Here is a 15,345-nt window from a genome sequence, read left to right as displayed (position 1 = left end):
AGGTTATATAAAGATGATAATCAATCTTGGAGAAGAACACAATGTTCACCTTGGGAATTTGCGGATTTTCTGCTGCAGTCCTCGAATGATCTGAATAAACAACGCAACCGCAATCAGGAAACCGAGCAGGATGCAGAAAGCCGCCATAATATGGGTATACCCGTTTAGGGCGGAATCCGAAACAGCCGGAAGGGCCATGGTCGGTATCGAAGATCCCATGACACTTCTCCACAGCAGCAATACAGCGACCGCGGCAATCACACCATGAATCAGTCTTGCAATGACAAAAGGGAAATACCTGAGGTTGGTAGAGTTCAGGATGCTAATGATCTGGGCATGGACGGACAAACCGCCCCATGACAATATAAAGGCAGCCGCGGCCGCTTTGTATGGCAATGGAATTGCAGCCCCCGCTTCCCCGGCATATCGGGCACCAAGTGTGACCTCAAACAATCCGCCTACGATGGCAGTGGATAAGGATTCAGGCATCCCAACCAGAGATAACAGCAAACTGATGACTTCAGTTAGCGCAGGCATAACGCCGGCGCGGGTCCAGAGTTCAAGAAACACAGAGAAGAAAACCACAAGCCCGCCCACGACGATAATGAGCTGAAGCGATGATTGTATCGCTTGTCTTAACAGGGTGCCGAGGTCCCGGCCATCCTGCTCACGCGCCGCATGCATGGCATGCAAGGCGGACTTGAGTCTGCTTGTATTAGCCTGGGATAGGCGGAGTGAATCGGTTGCGTTTTTGGATTCATGCCTGCCATGAAATCTCATAATCAAGCCCACAAGGAAACCTCCGCCATAATGGGACAAGGCAAGGATCAAACCGATCTTGGGGTCATGAAAGAAGCCGATGGAGACGGCACCAATTAGAAATATAGGGTCAGAAGAGGTGGTGAAAGCGACAAGCCGCTCACCTTCCTCCCGATTTACCATTTTTTGTTCCCATAGCTTGGCGGTTAATTTGGCACCGACCGGGTATCCTGAAACATATCCCATTGCTGCAACGAATCCTCCGGCCCCCGGAATACGAAATAACGGTCTCATCATAGGGTCCAGGAGCGTGCCAATCAGGTGGACTACGCCGAACCCCAGCAGCACCTCGGAAATAACAAAGAACGGGAACAGGGAAGGGAACAGCACGTCCCACCATATCGACAGGCCACGGAGTGCGGATTGAAGCGCCGCTTCGGGAAATAAAGCCATTAGGACAATTACGCTGAGCAGTGCCGTCACGAGCAAGAGCCAGCCCATTTTTTTCATGGTCATAATAAGAAATACGCCCCCTGGCATCGATGTGAATGATGGAAATATAGGTCCGTTGTTAAAAATCTATGCAAGATATAGGACAAACAGTATAAAAAACATGAGAAAGCGGTTACAATTGTGCTTTATTTTCGGGGATCTTGTGCTATAATAAAAAACATCAAAGCACATCTTTCGTTATTATGTTTGGATGGAGTGATGATCATGAGCATAGTCGCAGGTATCCTAGTATGCGCCTTCGTTTATGTTATACGTGCTTCTCTCGTCCAGAGTGAAGAGGACTGGCGCAGTTATTAATAAGTTCTAAAAGGTGCTAACCATTGCTTAGCGCCTTTTTTTGTCGTTTTTTTGGTATAATGGATAGGTACATCCAATCGAAACGTAACATAAAACAGATGGGAGATTAGCGGATATGAATCCGAACTTAAGCATCTATGATAACCTCGGGGGTGCCGAGGGTGTACGTTCGCTCGTCGAAGCTTTTTATCCGAGAGTGCAGCAAAATGAGCTGCTTTCGCCATTGTTTCCGGAAGATATTATGCCGGTGATGGAGAAGCAATATATGTTCTTGAGCCAGTTTTTTGGAGGGCCAGCCTTGTTCTCGGAAGCATTCGGACATCCGATGATGCGGGCCAGGCACATGAAATTCCCGATTACGGATCGCCATGCCGAAGAATGGCTTGGCTGCATGGCAGGAGCCCTAATCGAAATTGGCGTGGAGGATGAATTACGTGATTTTGTGCTGCAGCGTCTGTCCGGCCCCGCCCACCATTTCGTGAATACTCCTTAGTTCCAAAGACCTATTTCGAAACAGGAATTAGACACGAATGAAGGGATGGCGAATGGCGTGAAATTGGAACCCTTGTATTCCATCAAGGTGGTTTGCGCGCACTGTGAGCATGAATATGAAACATCCAGGGTAAGACCCAGCTTTAAAAAGGCATACCGTACAGATACGGATTTTTGCGCTTATTATAAATCGGAGAATCCCGATTTTTACGTGGTGCGGATCTGTCCTGAATGCGGTTTTGCCTCCACGGAAAACTCGACCCTGAAATTGAACGAGCGGCAGAAGGCGCTCTTTCACGAGCAAGTCGGATGCCGCTGGGAGAAGAGGGATATGGGCGGTTCGCGCAATCTGGAGGATGCTCTGGAGTCGTACAAGCTGGCTCTCCTCTGCGCCCAAGTCATCGGGGAGCGGGATCGCATTGTGGCCAGCCTGCTGCATCATATCGCTTGGCTGTACCGGTATCAGGGCAACGAGGATCAAGAGAAGCGGTTCTTGAGTTATAGCCTGGAATCCTATGTTCGAGTGTTCGAGCTAGAAGGGGTAGGGGCGAATGATGCTAGGCTGCTGTATCTGATCGGAGAGATCCACCGCAGGCTGGGACAGTTTCAGGAGGCGGTTCAATGGTTCTCCAGAGTGGTTCAGGATGACAAGATTATGGACGCCGCGATGATACGCGCATCCAGAGAGCAATGGAAGCTGATATCCGAGCAGATACGGGAGCAGAAGAACGAGGCACTCAAGGCAGAGTCATAATGCAAATAGCCCGCTGAAGGGTGGGTCAGCAGGCTGTTGGACTAACACGAATAGCTAAACTCATGCTGTGCGGCGAAATTAGCGTAATCGCTGATCCGTGAGCAAGTAGTCGATGTCGCTGTCCAGCACGGTTACTTTGTTGTGGCAGCAGGGGAAGATCAGCAGCTTCTTTTTCCCTTCCCTTACGCTTATCAGCTCTTTGGGTTTCATCGGCAGCAATACATTGTCGGTTCCGCAGAATGGGCAGCTGTGTACATATACGTCGTTTCCAACGACATCATAGGGCCAAGTATTGGAAAAAGGAATCATGAGTTCTCCGATGATGGTGACTCATCGTCTTTTTTCGTTGCTTTCGCTTCTTCATTCTTGGCAAGCTCGGCAATTTTCTGCATTAATATATGCTGAGGCATATGCATCAGCTGTTCCAGCGGAACGCCCAGCTGCTTGGACAGTGTAACCGCCGTCTCCGGTGATATTTGCAAAGGTCTCATGGCTTCTAGCTCCTCCAGCAGTAAATTGGTTGTAACAGTGACAACATAAATTGAGTTATATATAGTTATACACTTTTCCCTAAGTCCACACAAATGGTATTCCGCTTGAATTCATATTTTATTTCGAAAGGTGATGAATGTTCAATGGCACTTCAACAAACTTGGGATTTGGAATCGATATTTCCCGGAGGCTCTTCCTCACCGCAGCTCGTGAGCTTTCTTGAGACACTTGAGCAGGATGTACATAATCTTCAGCAAGCCGTTAAAGCATTGACCGTTCCGGAAACCATGGAAGGTGCAGCAAGCCTTGAACGCTTCCTTGAGCAGTTTCAGAGTGCCTATGCCCGCATCCGTGAAGTCTCTGCATTCGTGGGCTGCCTGACCGCGCAGAATGTGAATGATAAGAAGGCGGTTCAATTATCCGGACGTGTAACGTCGTTGTCCGCGACCCTGCAATCGGTTAAGAACCAATTCGATAACGTTCTCCGTGGTATGAATGACGAACTCTGGACGGCTTGGACCGATACGGATAAGGTGTCCGAGCTTGATTTCGTATTGAACGAAAGCCGTAATCTTGCCAAAGACAAGATGAGTCCCGAGTTAGAGAGTCTGGCTCTATCGCTTGGCGTAGACGGTTATCATGGATGGGGAGAGTTCTACGATACCATCGTTAAGAAAATCCAAATCCCCTATGAGGAAGACGGTAAGACGGTCATGTTGTCCGCAGGACAGGCATTCAATAAAATGCATGATCCTCGCCGGGAAGTACGTCAATCCATGTTTGAAAAGTGGGAGCAGGCGTGGGGAGACTCCGCTGATTACTGTGCGGATACCCTTAACCATTTATCCGGCTACCGCCTGAAGCTGTACGAGAACCGCGGCTGGGAGGATGTCTTGAAGGAGCCGCTCGCGATTGGCCGCATGAGCCGTGAGACCCTGGATACCATGTGGGCTGTCATACAGGACACGAAGTCGGTGCTTGTGGAATACCTGAACCGCAAAGCGAAGCTGCTTGGTCTGGAAGGTTTGTCTTGGACTGATGTAGATGCCCCGCTGCGTACTTCCGCAACCAAAATCTCCTATGACGATGCAGCTGTTAATATTGTGGAGCAATTCCGCAAGTTCAGCCCGAGATTGGCGGATTTCTCGCAAATGGCGTTCGACAAGAGCTGGATTGAGGTGGAGGATCGTCCCGGCAAGCGCCCTGGCGGTTTCTGTACCTCCTTCCCGGCAAGCGGCCAGACCCGAATCTTCATGACGTTTGGCGGAACGGCCTCGAACGTTTCGACCCTGGCTCATGAGCTCGGCCATGCCTACCATCAGCATCTGATGGGCGGAATTCCGGTGCTTAACCAAAAATATGCGATGAATGTTGCCGAGACGGCATCTACTTTTGCCGAAATGATTGTTTTTGATGCGATGGTGAAGGGAGCCGGCAGCGAAGAAGAAAAGCTGGCTCTGCTGGAAGAGAAAATTCAGAACAGCGTAGCCTTCTTTATGAATATTCATGCACGCTTCTTGTTCGAAACCCGCTTCTATGACAAGCGGAAGAGCGGTCTGCTCAGCAGCGAGGAAATATCGGAATTGATGGTGGAAGCGCAGAAGGAAGCCTATTGTGATGCTCTGACATCATACCACCCGCATTTCTGGGCATCCAAGCTTCATTTCTATATTACCGGGACGCCGTTCTATAATTTCCCGTACACCTTCGGTTATATGTTCAGTACGGGCCTCTATGTTCGGGCATTGGAAGAAGGTCCGAGCTTTGCGGACAAATATGATGCCCTTCTTCGCGACACCGGCGTGATGTCCGTGGAGGATCTGGCGAAGAAACACCTGAATGTGGATCTGACCCAGCGCGATTTCTGGCAAAGTGCAGCAGATTCCTGCGTATCCGACATTAGACAATTCCTGCAAATGACGGAGCATATGGCGTGATTTGTTGATTATCATCGGAATAACAGATAAGAATTTCCTTGGAGGACGTTTTCCTCTCAATACATGCAATTTCCAACCTATGGAGGAGCCCGATTCGGGCTTCTTTTTTTGTCGTAAAAGAATGAAAGTTGACGCAAAAAAGGGGCTGAAACCTAAATTATTTGTGCAATTTTAGTAATAAATACCCAAATGTGTTGAATATTGTTGATACAATGAATCCTTTACCCTATAATGAGTCATAAGCCCTAATAATAGGGAGGATTTACTAATAAAGGAGGGGAGAAGAGATGGTAAAACTAGATCAATTATCACTGGCTAGACAATTGGACATCGTTTTTAAAGAGCTTGAAGAAGAGTTGGGAGGTCTAAGTTCAGGGACAGTATTTGTACAAATACGAAATAATGTAATTGGTAAATTTGGCATACGGCATAATCCATTGGCTGGGCGTAACGGAGTCATAGCTCCACTTGAGGAGGGGCTAAGTGAAGCTCAACAATGCTCTTTTCGTACGATGGCGCTTGAAAGTCTGAAACATAAACGCCACTGGACACACGGCGAAATCAGTTATGAATTTATGGTACGACAAGGCATTGTTGTTGTAGATGCTGTCCTTGAATCCAACTATAACATGGCAAACTTGATGATTCGGTACCCTCGTAATACATATGCCGAAGCTGCTTCGGAATCCTGAAATCATTTATCATATAGAACATATAACGAAAGAGGCGATCTTTGGGGAGAAGATCGCCTCTTTCTAATTACGGCTGGAGGGAAGAGATGCGAATTACAGGTTCGAACGACCCGATAATTGCTGCTCAGCCAATTGAACCAGACGTTTGGTGATGTAACCTCCCAAAGAACCTGTTTCACGGGAAGTATAGTTACCCATGTAACCGTCTTGTGGAAGCGTCACACCCAGTTCTTGAGCAGCTTCTACTTTCAATTGTTGAAGAGCTGCAGTTGCTTGAGGTACGACAAGATTGTTAGAAGAACGACCTTGAGCCATGTCATGTCACCTCCTTTGATGTTGTATGTGGATATTATGACTGAATCCTAGGAATCTCATTCGTGCTGGAGGCAGATCATTTGCTGGTAAAATTATCCGAATGAAATTGTCGTTATCTAGACAAACAAGAGCAGCCCTTTGAAACAAAGGGCTGCTCTTGTTGAAACATTAAGTATATGAAGATCTTATGGTTCACCGGGGATTTGCTATTACCCTTGCTCCGTCTCCGTTGTTGTTTTTTGGATGCTGATCTGGGTATTCAGGTTCACGGTCTGCCCCGGTTCCAGATGAATCAGTCCGGTTTCTTCATTCGGCAGATTCAAATTGGGCGCGTTCGGAAGCCAGGTATACGGCTCGATGCAAAGGAAGTCCTCTGCGACGCCTTTCGTATAGAGCACCCAGTGCTTGAAAAAGGCGCGGTCAGCCGAATAATGAATTTGATAACCATCATCCCGTTGAAGCATGGCTTCAGCCGGTTTGCCCTCTGGAATCTTTAATATCGTATCCAGGTCGGCTTCCTTCAGGTTTAGTCCGGAATTCAGTTGTTCCAGATGGCCAAGCGGTGAAAAATCTCCGGTTGGGATCAGTTCATTATTCAAGGTATAAATGCCCTCTACAGGCAGATCCAGCGTCCAGCGATGCGGCTCGCCATCAAGCAGGAACCACGTATGGTAACCCATCCCGAACGGGACAGGGCTGGAACCCAGATTCGTTACACGAAGACTCTGCGATAAGCGGGCCCCCTGAAGACGGAAGGTCATTTCCAGCTTCAGCGGTACTGGGAATTGGGCGATCCATTTCGGATCATCCGATGATATGAACTCTGTCGAAATGGCGCACCCATCATCATCTTCCTCTATGTCGCTGACACACCAAGCCTGTGATCGGTGGAGACCGTGGATATGATTGTCGTTCGCGGTATTTTGATCAAATTGATACGATGTTCCGCCGTACTCAAACTGGCCTTTGGAAATCCGGCCTGGCGGAATGAGCATCGGGATGCCGAAGTGATAGGGCTTCTGAAGATAGAATGCAAGCTCACTTTCATCTGGCTTTCGAAGGATTTCGCGTGAATTTTCAAGGTCTTTAATTCCAATGACATTGTTACCTAGACGAGGAAGGAGAGTCACTTCAAGACGGCCGCTGTTTAAAATATAGGTGTCGTAACCATTCCACTGGCCTTTGGTCACTTGATTCATATCGATGCTCCTTTACTAACAGAAATCATGGTCTGGACGATTAACCACATCATAACAGATTTTTACGGAAAGGGTAAAAGAAATGCTTCAAAACATCGGACGACTTGATTCCAAAATGGAATTGACAAGGGAGAGCAAGAGTTTTATCATTGCATGTAATAGTGATCCAAAATGATTGAAACACGATGACAAGGACAAGTAAGCAGGTGCGGCCCATCCTTCAGAAAGCCGGTGGTTGATGTGAACCGGTGGATCCGCTTTGCTGAATGGACCTTTGAGTGCCAGGCTGAACAGGGATTATACTGATATTCCTTAATATGCCGGCCGGGTATTCTCCGTTACAAGAATGGAAGGCTGCAGCTTAAGTATTAGAGTTTACTGCAGCGAATTAGGGTGGCACCACGGTCTCACGTCCCTTGCGGATGTGAGGCCTTTTTGCGTTGATATGGATTCCTTGAGCGGGGCAGAATTGGATTAAAAAATATTGTAAATAAATGGAGGGCTAGTCATGAAAACTGTATTATCGGGAATTCAGCCGAGTGGCAATTTGACACTGGGCAACTACATCGGAGCCATTAAAAATTTTGTTAAGCTCCAAGATGAGCATGATTGTTACTTTATGGTCGTCGATCTGCATGCCATTACGGTACCGCAGGAGCCAAGCTCGCTCAGAGATCGCTCCGAATCGGTTGCGGCACTGTACGTTGCAGCCGGAATCGACCCGAATCGTGCTAATATTTTTCTTCAATCCCATGTTCCTCAGCATGCCGAGCTGGGATGGATCATGACAACGATGGTCAATATGGGCGAATTGGAACGAATGACACAATTTAAGGACAAATCGGAGGGTAAAGATTCCGTAGGAGCCGGTTTGTTTGTCTATCCAGCACTCATGGCTGCAGACATATTGCTGTATAATGCCAATCTGGTACCGGTAGGGGATGACCAGAAGCAGCATTTGGAAATCACGCGCGATTTAGCTGCACGGTTCAACCATCGGTTTGGTTCCTACTTCAATATGCCGGAACCGTTCATTCCAGAGGTAGGCGCACGAATTATGTCGCTGGACGATGCTTCTAAAAAGATGAGCAAAAGTAATCCAGTAGAGGGCAGTTATATTGCGATGCTGGATACGCCGGATCAAATCCGCAAGAAAATCAGCCGGGCTACAACGGACTCCGGGGCCGAAGTGGTCTATGATCCGTCCGCTAAACCAGAGGTTAGCAATCTGATGAGCATTTATTCCGAGTGCGCTGGAGTATCCTTGCAGGAAGTACAGGCGCGTTTTGAAGGAAAGATGTACGGGGCATTCAAGAAGGAGCTTGGCGAAGTTGTAGTAGCCGCTCTGGAACCACTTCAAAACAGATACTACGAAATTCGCCAAACCGGTGAGATCCATGACATTCTGGCCAAGGGAGCAGAGCAGGCACAGAAGACTGCGGCTCAAATACTGGATGGCGTCAAGGACAAGATGGGCTTTCTGGCTCGTAAATAAGCAGGGTGCTTCCTTAAGAAGGCTTGCGTTTGGATTTGATAATGAATCCCCAGCCTATATTGAGAATGGAGAGTAGAGCCAGACCGACGGCCAGAAATCCGTTGTAGCTGATGGATATGGCCGAAGCGGTCAGCAGGACGATCGAAGAGACCGCAAACCATAGGGATAAACCTTTACTCATTAGAAAAAAACCTCCAAAGATAAAAATTCAAAAAATACGTATAACGTTGCAAGAAGGAGCCATAATAAGTTTGCAAGCTTGCACTGGAATAACAGACATTCAGTGAAGGGAGATATTTAATATGGCACGCCGCAGCAACAATTTGGTTGTACCTCAAGCTACTGCAGCATTACAACGTTTGAAACTCGAGGCTGCTCAAGAACTAGGCGTAACGATTCCTCAGGACGGTTACTATGGTAACTATACTTCCCGTGAAACAGGATCCCTGGGTGGATACATTACAAARCGTTTGGTACAGCAAGCTGAACAGGCTCTTTCGGGGTCTGGCCGCACGCTGTAATCTCTTTCTCATAACGTGAGTATGGAAGCCCGGAGCGCTATCATTGCGCTCCGGGCTTTGTATTCATATTAAGGGATCGACACTCACCTTTGCTACATAGACAAATTGTGCCTTAAACAACGGCATAACGTCAAGAATAGATCGCTTCCAAATGTCACTGAATTGTCATATAGATGGATCGAATTCCGAATGATTGCTAAACACTTTTTACTAATGATATGATAAACTTTATAGCGGAGGCAGTACTTCCTCCATAACGACAGATACAAGGAGGAACGTTTACACGTGGATAATCACTTGAGATACCAGGCTCCTTCAGAATCCGCAGCACTTGCCTCGGCAGCGCCTGCACCTCCCGATAAGGCGGGGACTTGGAAAGATTTTATCACGGTGACGAAGCCCGGAATCATCCGGTCAAATTTGATAGCGGCTTTTGCCGGATTTTGGCTAGCATCGCGCTGGGATATCCAATTTGGATTGATGATTATGACACTTCTCGGAACCGTGCTTGTTATGGCTTCGTCCTGTGTTTTCAATAACTATTTCGACAGAGAGCTCGACATGAAGATGGAGCGCACACGGAATCGCTCACTTCCAACCGGACGGCTGACACCTAAGGTTGTTCTTTGGTATGCCATCATACTTGGGGTCGTTGGACTAGCTATGTTATTCCTGTTCTCAGGGGTATTGGCAGGGATATTCGGAGCGATCGGAATGTTCGTATACGTTGTGGTATACACATTATGGTTAAAGCGTTCATCAACATGGAGCACATCGGTAGGCGCTATTTCCGGAGCGATGCCTCCGGTGATCGGCTATGTGGCCGTGACAGGAAGCGTAGATATGGCTGCGGTGCTGCTGTTCGCACTTCTGTTTCTGTGGCAGCCGCCACATTTCTGGGCGCTGGGCATTCGCCGCGTTGAAGAGTATCGCGCAGCGGGCTTCCCGTTATTGCCGGTTGTTAAAGGAATTAAACGCACGAAGTATCAGATGATTCCTTACCTGGTGCTGCTTATTCCGATCCCTATTCTGATGTACACGTATGGGTACGCCGGTATTTTCTTTCTGGTTATCGGACTCTTCCTGGCTGTTTGGTGGCTTTACGCCGCACTCCAAGGTTTCCGTGCCAAGGACGATGAAGCTTGGTCCAAAAAAGTATTTATTATCTCCATCAACTACTTGACCTTGAGCCTGATCGTTCTCATACTCAATACCACCTTTTAATAGGTGGAAGGGCTTAAACGCTACACTAAACCTGATAAGAACAGGGATTGCCTGAGACGAAGGGAGAACGGGGAAGGTCATGAATGCATTCAAACGTTACAAATGGACTTGGGTACTACTCGCTGTCTGTGTAATAGCAGCTATTTACCTGGTATTCAATTCGCTGGGATTCGGAAAAGAAAAGTTTCCTATCGTTCGTGAGGTTGCCGCGTATTCCATGGAGAATGTGGATGGAAAGACGATCACATCGGAGGATACCAAAGGCAAGGTGAAGCTCATGTACTTCTATTTCACCAGCTGCCCGGATGTGTGCCCGATTACGACACTGGTACTTTCGCAAATACAGGAAGACTTGAAGAAAGAGGGCCTCTTCGGTAAAGAGGTTAACTTCGTGTCCATCTCCTTTGACCCGGAGACCGATACAAAAGAGAAGATTAAGGAATTCGGGGACCGTTTCTATGCTGATTATAGCGGCTGGTACTTCCTTCGTGGAGATCAGGAGGAAACAAGGAAGCTGATGCAGGACTCTTTCAAAATCCCGCTGCTCGGCAATAACTCGACGAATTTCACGCATGGCAATTCCATTGCATTGGTTGACCGGGATAACAATATTCGGAAGACTTATAATGCAGCAGACCCGGCCGAAGTGAAGACCGAGGATATTGTGAAGGACATTAAGTCTTTAATAAAGGAATAACCTATAGGTAAAACCAAAAGGCGCGCTCTATCGTTAAGGATGGAGACGCCTTTTTATTATTTTAAAACAAGGTTCATCAGAATTCAGCAGGAGGCGGGTAAATGATGAACTCTTCCAGCCCGGCCTTCTCTAGCTGGGCAATTAGGTACTCGTCAGGCGTTCCTTCAACTCCGGCGTATCCCCGGCGCGTATAAATCTGTTCGGCATCAGGAAAGATGTCGCGCAGGGCACCGCGAATTTTCTTGCCTGAGCTGTCGTTATCCATAAAAAGATAGACCTCTTGATCCTTCACCTGTTTATGAAGGCTTTCAAGCTTGGCGGTGTTTAACGTTCCGAACGTGCACAAGATGGTTATATCTGAAGTCAGCAATCGGCGTAATCGACTCCTGTCGTTCTTACCCTCTACTATGATGAATATCGGCATCTTTTTTCACCTCTGTCATGATACGGAGATCCTTGGCAGCATTCCCCGGGAAATGATAATCCGCCGTCGAATGATGGTTGTGTCGAATGGTGTATGTATAGTGTAACTTGTTTTTTATCGATCATGCAAAGCAGGCAAAATAAACGGCCATCCACTGGATGGCCGCAACAAGGATAACCCATGTATTCTAGTAGAAACAGCTCAAGATAATGACGAGCAGAATATACAATACAAGAACCATCCCTACAGAATTTCCATGGCCTCCTGTATGACAATGTTTATGATGATGAACATGACTCATGATTACTTCACCCCTTGGTTAGATGTACGTGGTCATTTGCCACACTGTATCTTATGTGGATTTACCCATATGGACTGTGTGTTGGCCCATCCGCATCTTTTTGGGCGCTGACTCAAGCCTGGTACAGCTTCCTTAGACGGTTGAGATTGGGGCTTCCGGTGAGATGGCCGTTAAAGGGGCTTCACGATTGCGTTTGGGGAGCAGCAGCAGAACGGTCATCAGCATTAGAAACGCGATGAAATAAGGTGACACCACCGTTCGGAGCTGTCCAGCCGTAATAGGGCCGACAAAGGAACCAAGCGACATGGCGATGGATTGAAATGAGAACACTTTCCCGAGTCTGCCTCCGCCGCTTAGCTCGATGAACAATGAGGATAATGCCGGAAACAGCAATCCTTTAGCTAGCCCGAGTGCAAACAGGATGATCATAATCGGTACATGGTCAGCTGCGGCCAGAGCGTAGAAGCAAATCGCCAGCCCCAATACGCCGATGGCTACTCTGATATGGGGCGCATAACGATTAAGAAACAGCATGCTTAATGTGACCAGAGCTCCAAGACTAATGACGGAGAATAGAAGTCCGGTGGACATAATGCTTGCCAGCCCGCTTTCTCGCAGCGGTATTTCAAAAAACAGGATTCCTTGAGAGCATGCGATAGCAAACGGAATCAAATATAAGCGCAAGCTAAAAGGAAGCCGCGCCGGTGTCCCGTTGTTGATCGGAACAGCAGCCTGACCTTTATCCTTTGCAGTGGCTGACAGAGGTTTCGGGAGACTGAGAAACGCCATCAAGCCGGTGAAAATCAAAAGCCAGCCCAGACTCTGGAATGTACCGGAAAATCCTGCTTTGGCTACAATGAAAGCGCCGGCGGCCGGGGACAAGACAGAGGCAAGAGTGTGTATTACGCCATGACCGGACATATATTTGCCTTGCGTAACAGGATCCCGGGAGAGTGACGCAAGCAGTGCCAGACAGGCCGGTGACAAAAAGGCCAGAACGAATCCGCTGATCGAGCGGAGCACGAGCAGCTGCCAGGGCAATTGGACATGAGCCTGGAGCAGCAGGATAACACCAGCGGCGGTTAAGCTGAAAATAATGTAGCGTCTGCTGCCGTGCCGATCGATCAGATTGCCTGCAAGCAGATTGCCAGGCAGATGGGTCAGAGCATAAATGCCCATCATCCAGCCGATAAACGTAGGGGCTGCGCCAAGAGAGATGGCAAAAGGCGTCAGTACAGGATACTGAGCATGCAAATCAAAAAACGCCAGAAACAAAAACATATAGAGCCATAAAGCGGTTTTCAATATGGCACCCTCCTATCCGGCAAGTTGATATTGTTACTACTACTTGTACGTTCGAAAGGGCAAGCTTATACCTTTTTGTGAAAAGACCCGGTTGGCTGACAGCTTTGCGGGGTATCATGTATAATTAATAAGACGGCCATGAACCGCCGTTTTTGAAACGATGAACGGGAGTGAATTGTATTGGATACTCAGGTCTGGATTGAATTTCTCAAACAAAACTGGCTGGTCATTGCCATCGCCTTAATTATCTTGTTTATTGTGCTGAATGTGGTGAGAACCGTCATTAAGTGGGCGCTGGCCGTACTTATCATCGTGGGATTGTTAGTGTACAGCGGAATTTCCTTAGATAAAATCGGCGAGGTTGTAACCACGGTGAAGGAAGAAACGGTAGACACGATAAAAAAAGAAGCGCTGAACATGATGATGAAAGAAGCGAAGGAAGCGAAATATACCTCGAATGAGGACGGTACCTACTCCATTAAAGCTCCCAATCTGGAGCTGAAAGGAAGCGCCGGTTCCGAAGAGGTTGAAGTGACTTTCCGCGGAGTTTCGGTAGGGAAGTGGGATATCAACGATACAATACAGAGCTTTATCGACGATGCCAAGAGCAATACGGCCTCTAAATAAAAAAGATAGAACGCAATCGGAAGCGAATGTACGAGGGCGGCAGCGTTGTTAGTGCTGCAGCTTGATTACATCGGTTGACAAGACATCATGGGGAGAGGAGGGGATACCGTTGATGTCGGCATGGAAGGATAGTGTGCTGGGTGGGAACGGAATCACCATCTTGCTGCTGCTGATTGTGGCTTTTTCACTAATACAGGGATGGAGTCGCGGAGCCTCCCGGTCAGCCGGGAAGCTTGTTTTTTTTCTGGGGGATGCGGTGCTGCGCCTGGTCGGGCTTGCGATCTCCGTTCCTTTTACATTATGGTTATCACCTAAAGCAGGCGATTGGCTGGGTACGGTCTCCACTTTACCGAATCGAGAGCTGCGCTTCTGGGAACAGATTTATTATACAGCCCTAAAATCGCTGGCGGATTTCCCGCTGCTGCGGTTTGCGGTGCTGTTTATGTTAAGTTACGCTCTTATCGTATTTATGCTGCGTCTGCTCGTGTCCCTGATTATGGGAGGCAGGCTGGGACTCTTCGAAACGAGAAAAGATACATCGGCATCGCTGCTGAGCCGGCTAACAGGTGCGGGAATTGGCATCATCATGGGCGCAGCGCGGAGTATTATTGTTATTGCGATCTTATTTATCTATGTCAGTCTCAATCCTGATCACGGCTTTAGCCGGTACGTTGAGGCTTCACCCGTTTATCAACAGGGGGCGAAGGCAGTCATAGAGCCTTTGTCGGGTTCTCTCGTCCGCGAGAAGCTGCCGGTCTTTACCCAATCCGTTCAGGAAGAATTGAACGGGATCATTCAGCGGAAGTATGAGGTCATCGACCACAAGATTCCCGAGGGCATTGAGCAGACGGCAGCCCATGTCGTGAAGGATTCGTCAACCGATGAAGAGAAAGCGCGAAAGCTCTATGATTGGGTTGGCAGCCGGATAACATATGATCACGACAAAGTGACCTTGTATGAAGAGCAGCGGATATGGAAAGAGCAGACACCGCAGGATACGTACGATACAAGGTTAGGCGTGTGCATTGATTATGCCCGGCTGTATGCCATGATGGCCCGGTCTCAGGATCTGAAAGTCCGGGTCGTCACCGGCAGGGGATATAATGGTCAAGGCGGTTATGGTCCGCATGCCTGGAATGAGGTCTACTTGAATGAAGAGAAGCGGTGGATACCGCTGGACCCGACCTGGGCACAGAGCGGAAACTGGTTTAACCCGCCGCGCTTCAATGAGACGCATATTAAGGAGCAGGTATTTTGATCGGTGTGTTGATATGGAGAAGGGCGGACTTTGGAGCAAGGGA

At 48.1% G+C, this 15,345-nt stretch carries 18 protein-coding genes and 1 other annotated feature; of the genes, 10 read left to right on the top strand and 8 right to left on the bottom strand.

The window, feature by feature from the left end:
- Positions 1-45: 45 nt before the first annotated feature.
- The gene (ylbJ, locus tag ACPV3A_RS19270) at positions 46-1,275 is read right to left on the bottom strand and encodes a sporulation integral membrane protein YlbJ (RefSeq protein ID WP_260068015.1); all 1,230 of its coding nucleotides are present in this window, start codon (positions 1,273-1,275) and stop codon (positions 46-48) included.
- A gap of 409 nt (positions 1,276-1,684) precedes the next feature.
- Here ylbJ and ACPV3A_RS19265 point away from each other — a divergent pair, with 409 nt between their 5' ends.
- Positions 1,685-2,062 carry a globin gene (locus ACPV3A_RS19265; protein ID WP_071222368.1) on the top strand — a complete coding sequence of 126 codons (378 nt, stop codon included), beginning with the start codon at positions 1,685-1,687 and terminating at the stop codon, positions 2,060-2,062.
- A 57-nt stretch (positions 2,063-2,119) separates the two neighbouring features.
- The gene (locus tag ACPV3A_RS19260) at positions 2,120-2,815 is read left to right on the top strand and encodes a DUF2225 domain-containing protein (protein ID WP_233355083.1); all 696 of its coding nucleotides are present in this window, start codon (positions 2,120-2,122) and stop codon (positions 2,813-2,815) included.
- Between the two features lie 78 nt (positions 2,816-2,893).
- On the opposite strand, the gene ACPV3A_RS19255 is transcribed toward ACPV3A_RS19260, so the two are convergent.
- Entirely contained in the window at positions 2,894-3,124 is a 231-nt protein-coding gene (locus ACPV3A_RS19255) for a hypothetical protein (RefSeq protein WP_071222370.1), read from the bottom strand.
- Complete coding sequence (locus ACPV3A_RS19250; protein WP_071222371.1) at positions 3,121-3,306, bottom strand: YycC family protein; 186 nt, start codon at positions 3,304-3,306, stop codon at positions 3,121-3,123. The genes ACPV3A_RS19255 and ACPV3A_RS19250 overlap by 4 nt, the downstream gene beginning before the upstream one ends.
- Positions 3,307-3,450: 144 nt before the next feature.
- Between ACPV3A_RS19250 and ACPV3A_RS19245 the strand changes: the two genes are divergently transcribed.
- Together ACPV3A_RS19245 and ACPV3A_RS19240 are read left to right on the top strand one after the other, a co-directional pair.
- Complete coding sequence (locus ACPV3A_RS19245) at positions 3,451-5,244, top strand: M3 family oligoendopeptidase (protein ID WP_426200616.1); 1,794 nt, start codon at positions 3,451-3,453, stop codon at positions 5,242-5,244.
- Between the two features lie 287 nt (positions 5,245-5,531).
- A complete protein-coding gene (locus tag ACPV3A_RS19240; RefSeq protein WP_426200615.1) occupies positions 5,532-5,936 on the top strand; it encodes an O-methyltransferase in 405 nt (134 codons plus the stop codon).
- A 93-nt stretch (positions 5,937-6,029) separates the two neighbouring features.
- On the opposite strand, the gene ACPV3A_RS19235 is transcribed toward ACPV3A_RS19240, so the two are convergent.
- Positions 6,030-6,251: an alpha/beta-type small acid-soluble spore protein gene (locus tag ACPV3A_RS19235; RefSeq protein ID WP_007131961.1), complete on the bottom strand. Its 222-nt coding sequence runs from the start codon at positions 6,249-6,251 to the stop codon at positions 6,030-6,032.
- A gap of 209 nt (positions 6,252-6,460) precedes the next feature.
- Complete coding sequence (locus ACPV3A_RS19230; protein ID WP_426200614.1) at positions 6,461-7,450, bottom strand: aldose 1-epimerase; 990 nt, start codon at positions 7,448-7,450, stop codon at positions 6,461-6,463.
- Positions 7,451-7,626: 176 nt separating this feature from the next.
- Positions 7,627-7,870, top strand: a binding site (T-box leader).
- Between the two features lie 88 nt (positions 7,871-7,958).
- Here ACPV3A_RS19230 and trpS point away from each other — a divergent pair.
- Positions 7,959-8,945, top strand: a complete 987-nt coding sequence (gene trpS, locus ACPV3A_RS19225) for a tryptophan--tRNA ligase (protein ID WP_071222375.1) — start codon at positions 7,959-7,961, stop codon at positions 8,943-8,945.
- 13 nt (positions 8,946-8,958) lie between these two features.
- Here trpS and ACPV3A_RS19220 read toward each other — a convergent pair whose 3' ends face one another.
- Positions 8,959-9,126, bottom strand: a complete 168-nt coding sequence (locus ACPV3A_RS19220) for a hypothetical protein (RefSeq protein WP_009592873.1) — start codon at positions 9,124-9,126, stop codon at positions 8,959-8,961.
- A 121-nt stretch (positions 9,127-9,247) separates the two neighbouring features.
- On the opposite strand from ACPV3A_RS19220, the gene ACPV3A_RS19215 reads away from it, so the two are divergent.
- From ACPV3A_RS19215 to ACPV3A_RS19205, 3 genes are all read left to right on the top strand, one after another.
- A complete protein-coding gene (locus ACPV3A_RS19215; protein ID WP_015737431.1) occupies positions 9,248-9,466 on the top strand; it encodes an alpha/beta-type small acid-soluble spore protein in 219 nt (72 codons plus the stop codon).
- Between the two features lie 285 nt (positions 9,467-9,751).
- Positions 9,752-10,690 (top strand): heme o synthase, encoded by a 939-nt coding sequence (cyoE, locus tag ACPV3A_RS19210; protein ID WP_071222376.1) that lies wholly within the window; start codon positions 9,752-9,754, stop codon positions 10,688-10,690.
- A 79-nt stretch (positions 10,691-10,769) separates the two neighbouring features.
- Entirely contained in the window at positions 10,770-11,387 is a 618-nt protein-coding gene (locus tag ACPV3A_RS19205; protein WP_426200613.1) for an SCO family protein, read from the top strand.
- 76 nt (positions 11,388-11,463) lie between these two features.
- Here the strand turns inward: ACPV3A_RS19205 and ACPV3A_RS19200 are convergent, their stop codons facing one another.
- Together ACPV3A_RS19200 and ACPV3A_RS19195 are read right to left on the bottom strand one after the other, a co-directional pair.
- The gene (locus ACPV3A_RS19200) at positions 11,464-11,811 is read right to left on the bottom strand and encodes a toprim domain-containing protein (protein ID WP_071222378.1); all 348 of its coding nucleotides are present in this window, start codon (positions 11,809-11,811) and stop codon (positions 11,464-11,466) included.
- Between the two features lie 433 nt (positions 11,812-12,244).
- Positions 12,245-13,417, bottom strand: coding sequence for an MFS transporter (locus ACPV3A_RS19195; protein WP_426200612.1), 1,173 nt, complete (start codon positions 13,415-13,417; stop codon positions 12,245-12,247).
- 180 nt (positions 13,418-13,597) lie between these two features.
- On the opposite strand from ACPV3A_RS19195, the gene ACPV3A_RS19190 reads away from it, so the two are divergent.
- Both ACPV3A_RS19190 and ACPV3A_RS19185 read left to right on the top strand, forming a co-directional pair.
- Positions 13,598-14,044, top strand: a complete 447-nt coding sequence (locus tag ACPV3A_RS19190) for a hypothetical protein (RefSeq protein ID WP_194544550.1) — start codon at positions 13,598-13,600, stop codon at positions 14,042-14,044.
- 109 nt (positions 14,045-14,153) lie between these two features.
- Positions 14,154-15,302 (top strand): transglutaminase domain-containing protein, encoded by a 1,149-nt coding sequence (locus ACPV3A_RS19185; protein WP_426200611.1) that lies wholly within the window; start codon positions 14,154-14,156, stop codon positions 15,300-15,302.
- The last annotated feature ends 43 nt before the right edge of the window (positions 15,303-15,345 follow it).

Origin of the sequence: Paenibacillus sp. Dod16, from assembly GCF_049893405.1 — a bacterium.
In the GTDB taxonomy this organism is placed as follows: Bacteria; Bacillota; Bacilli; order Paenibacillales; family Paenibacillaceae; genus Paenibacillus_AQ.
This window is presented reverse-complemented; position numbering and strand designations above follow the sequence as displayed.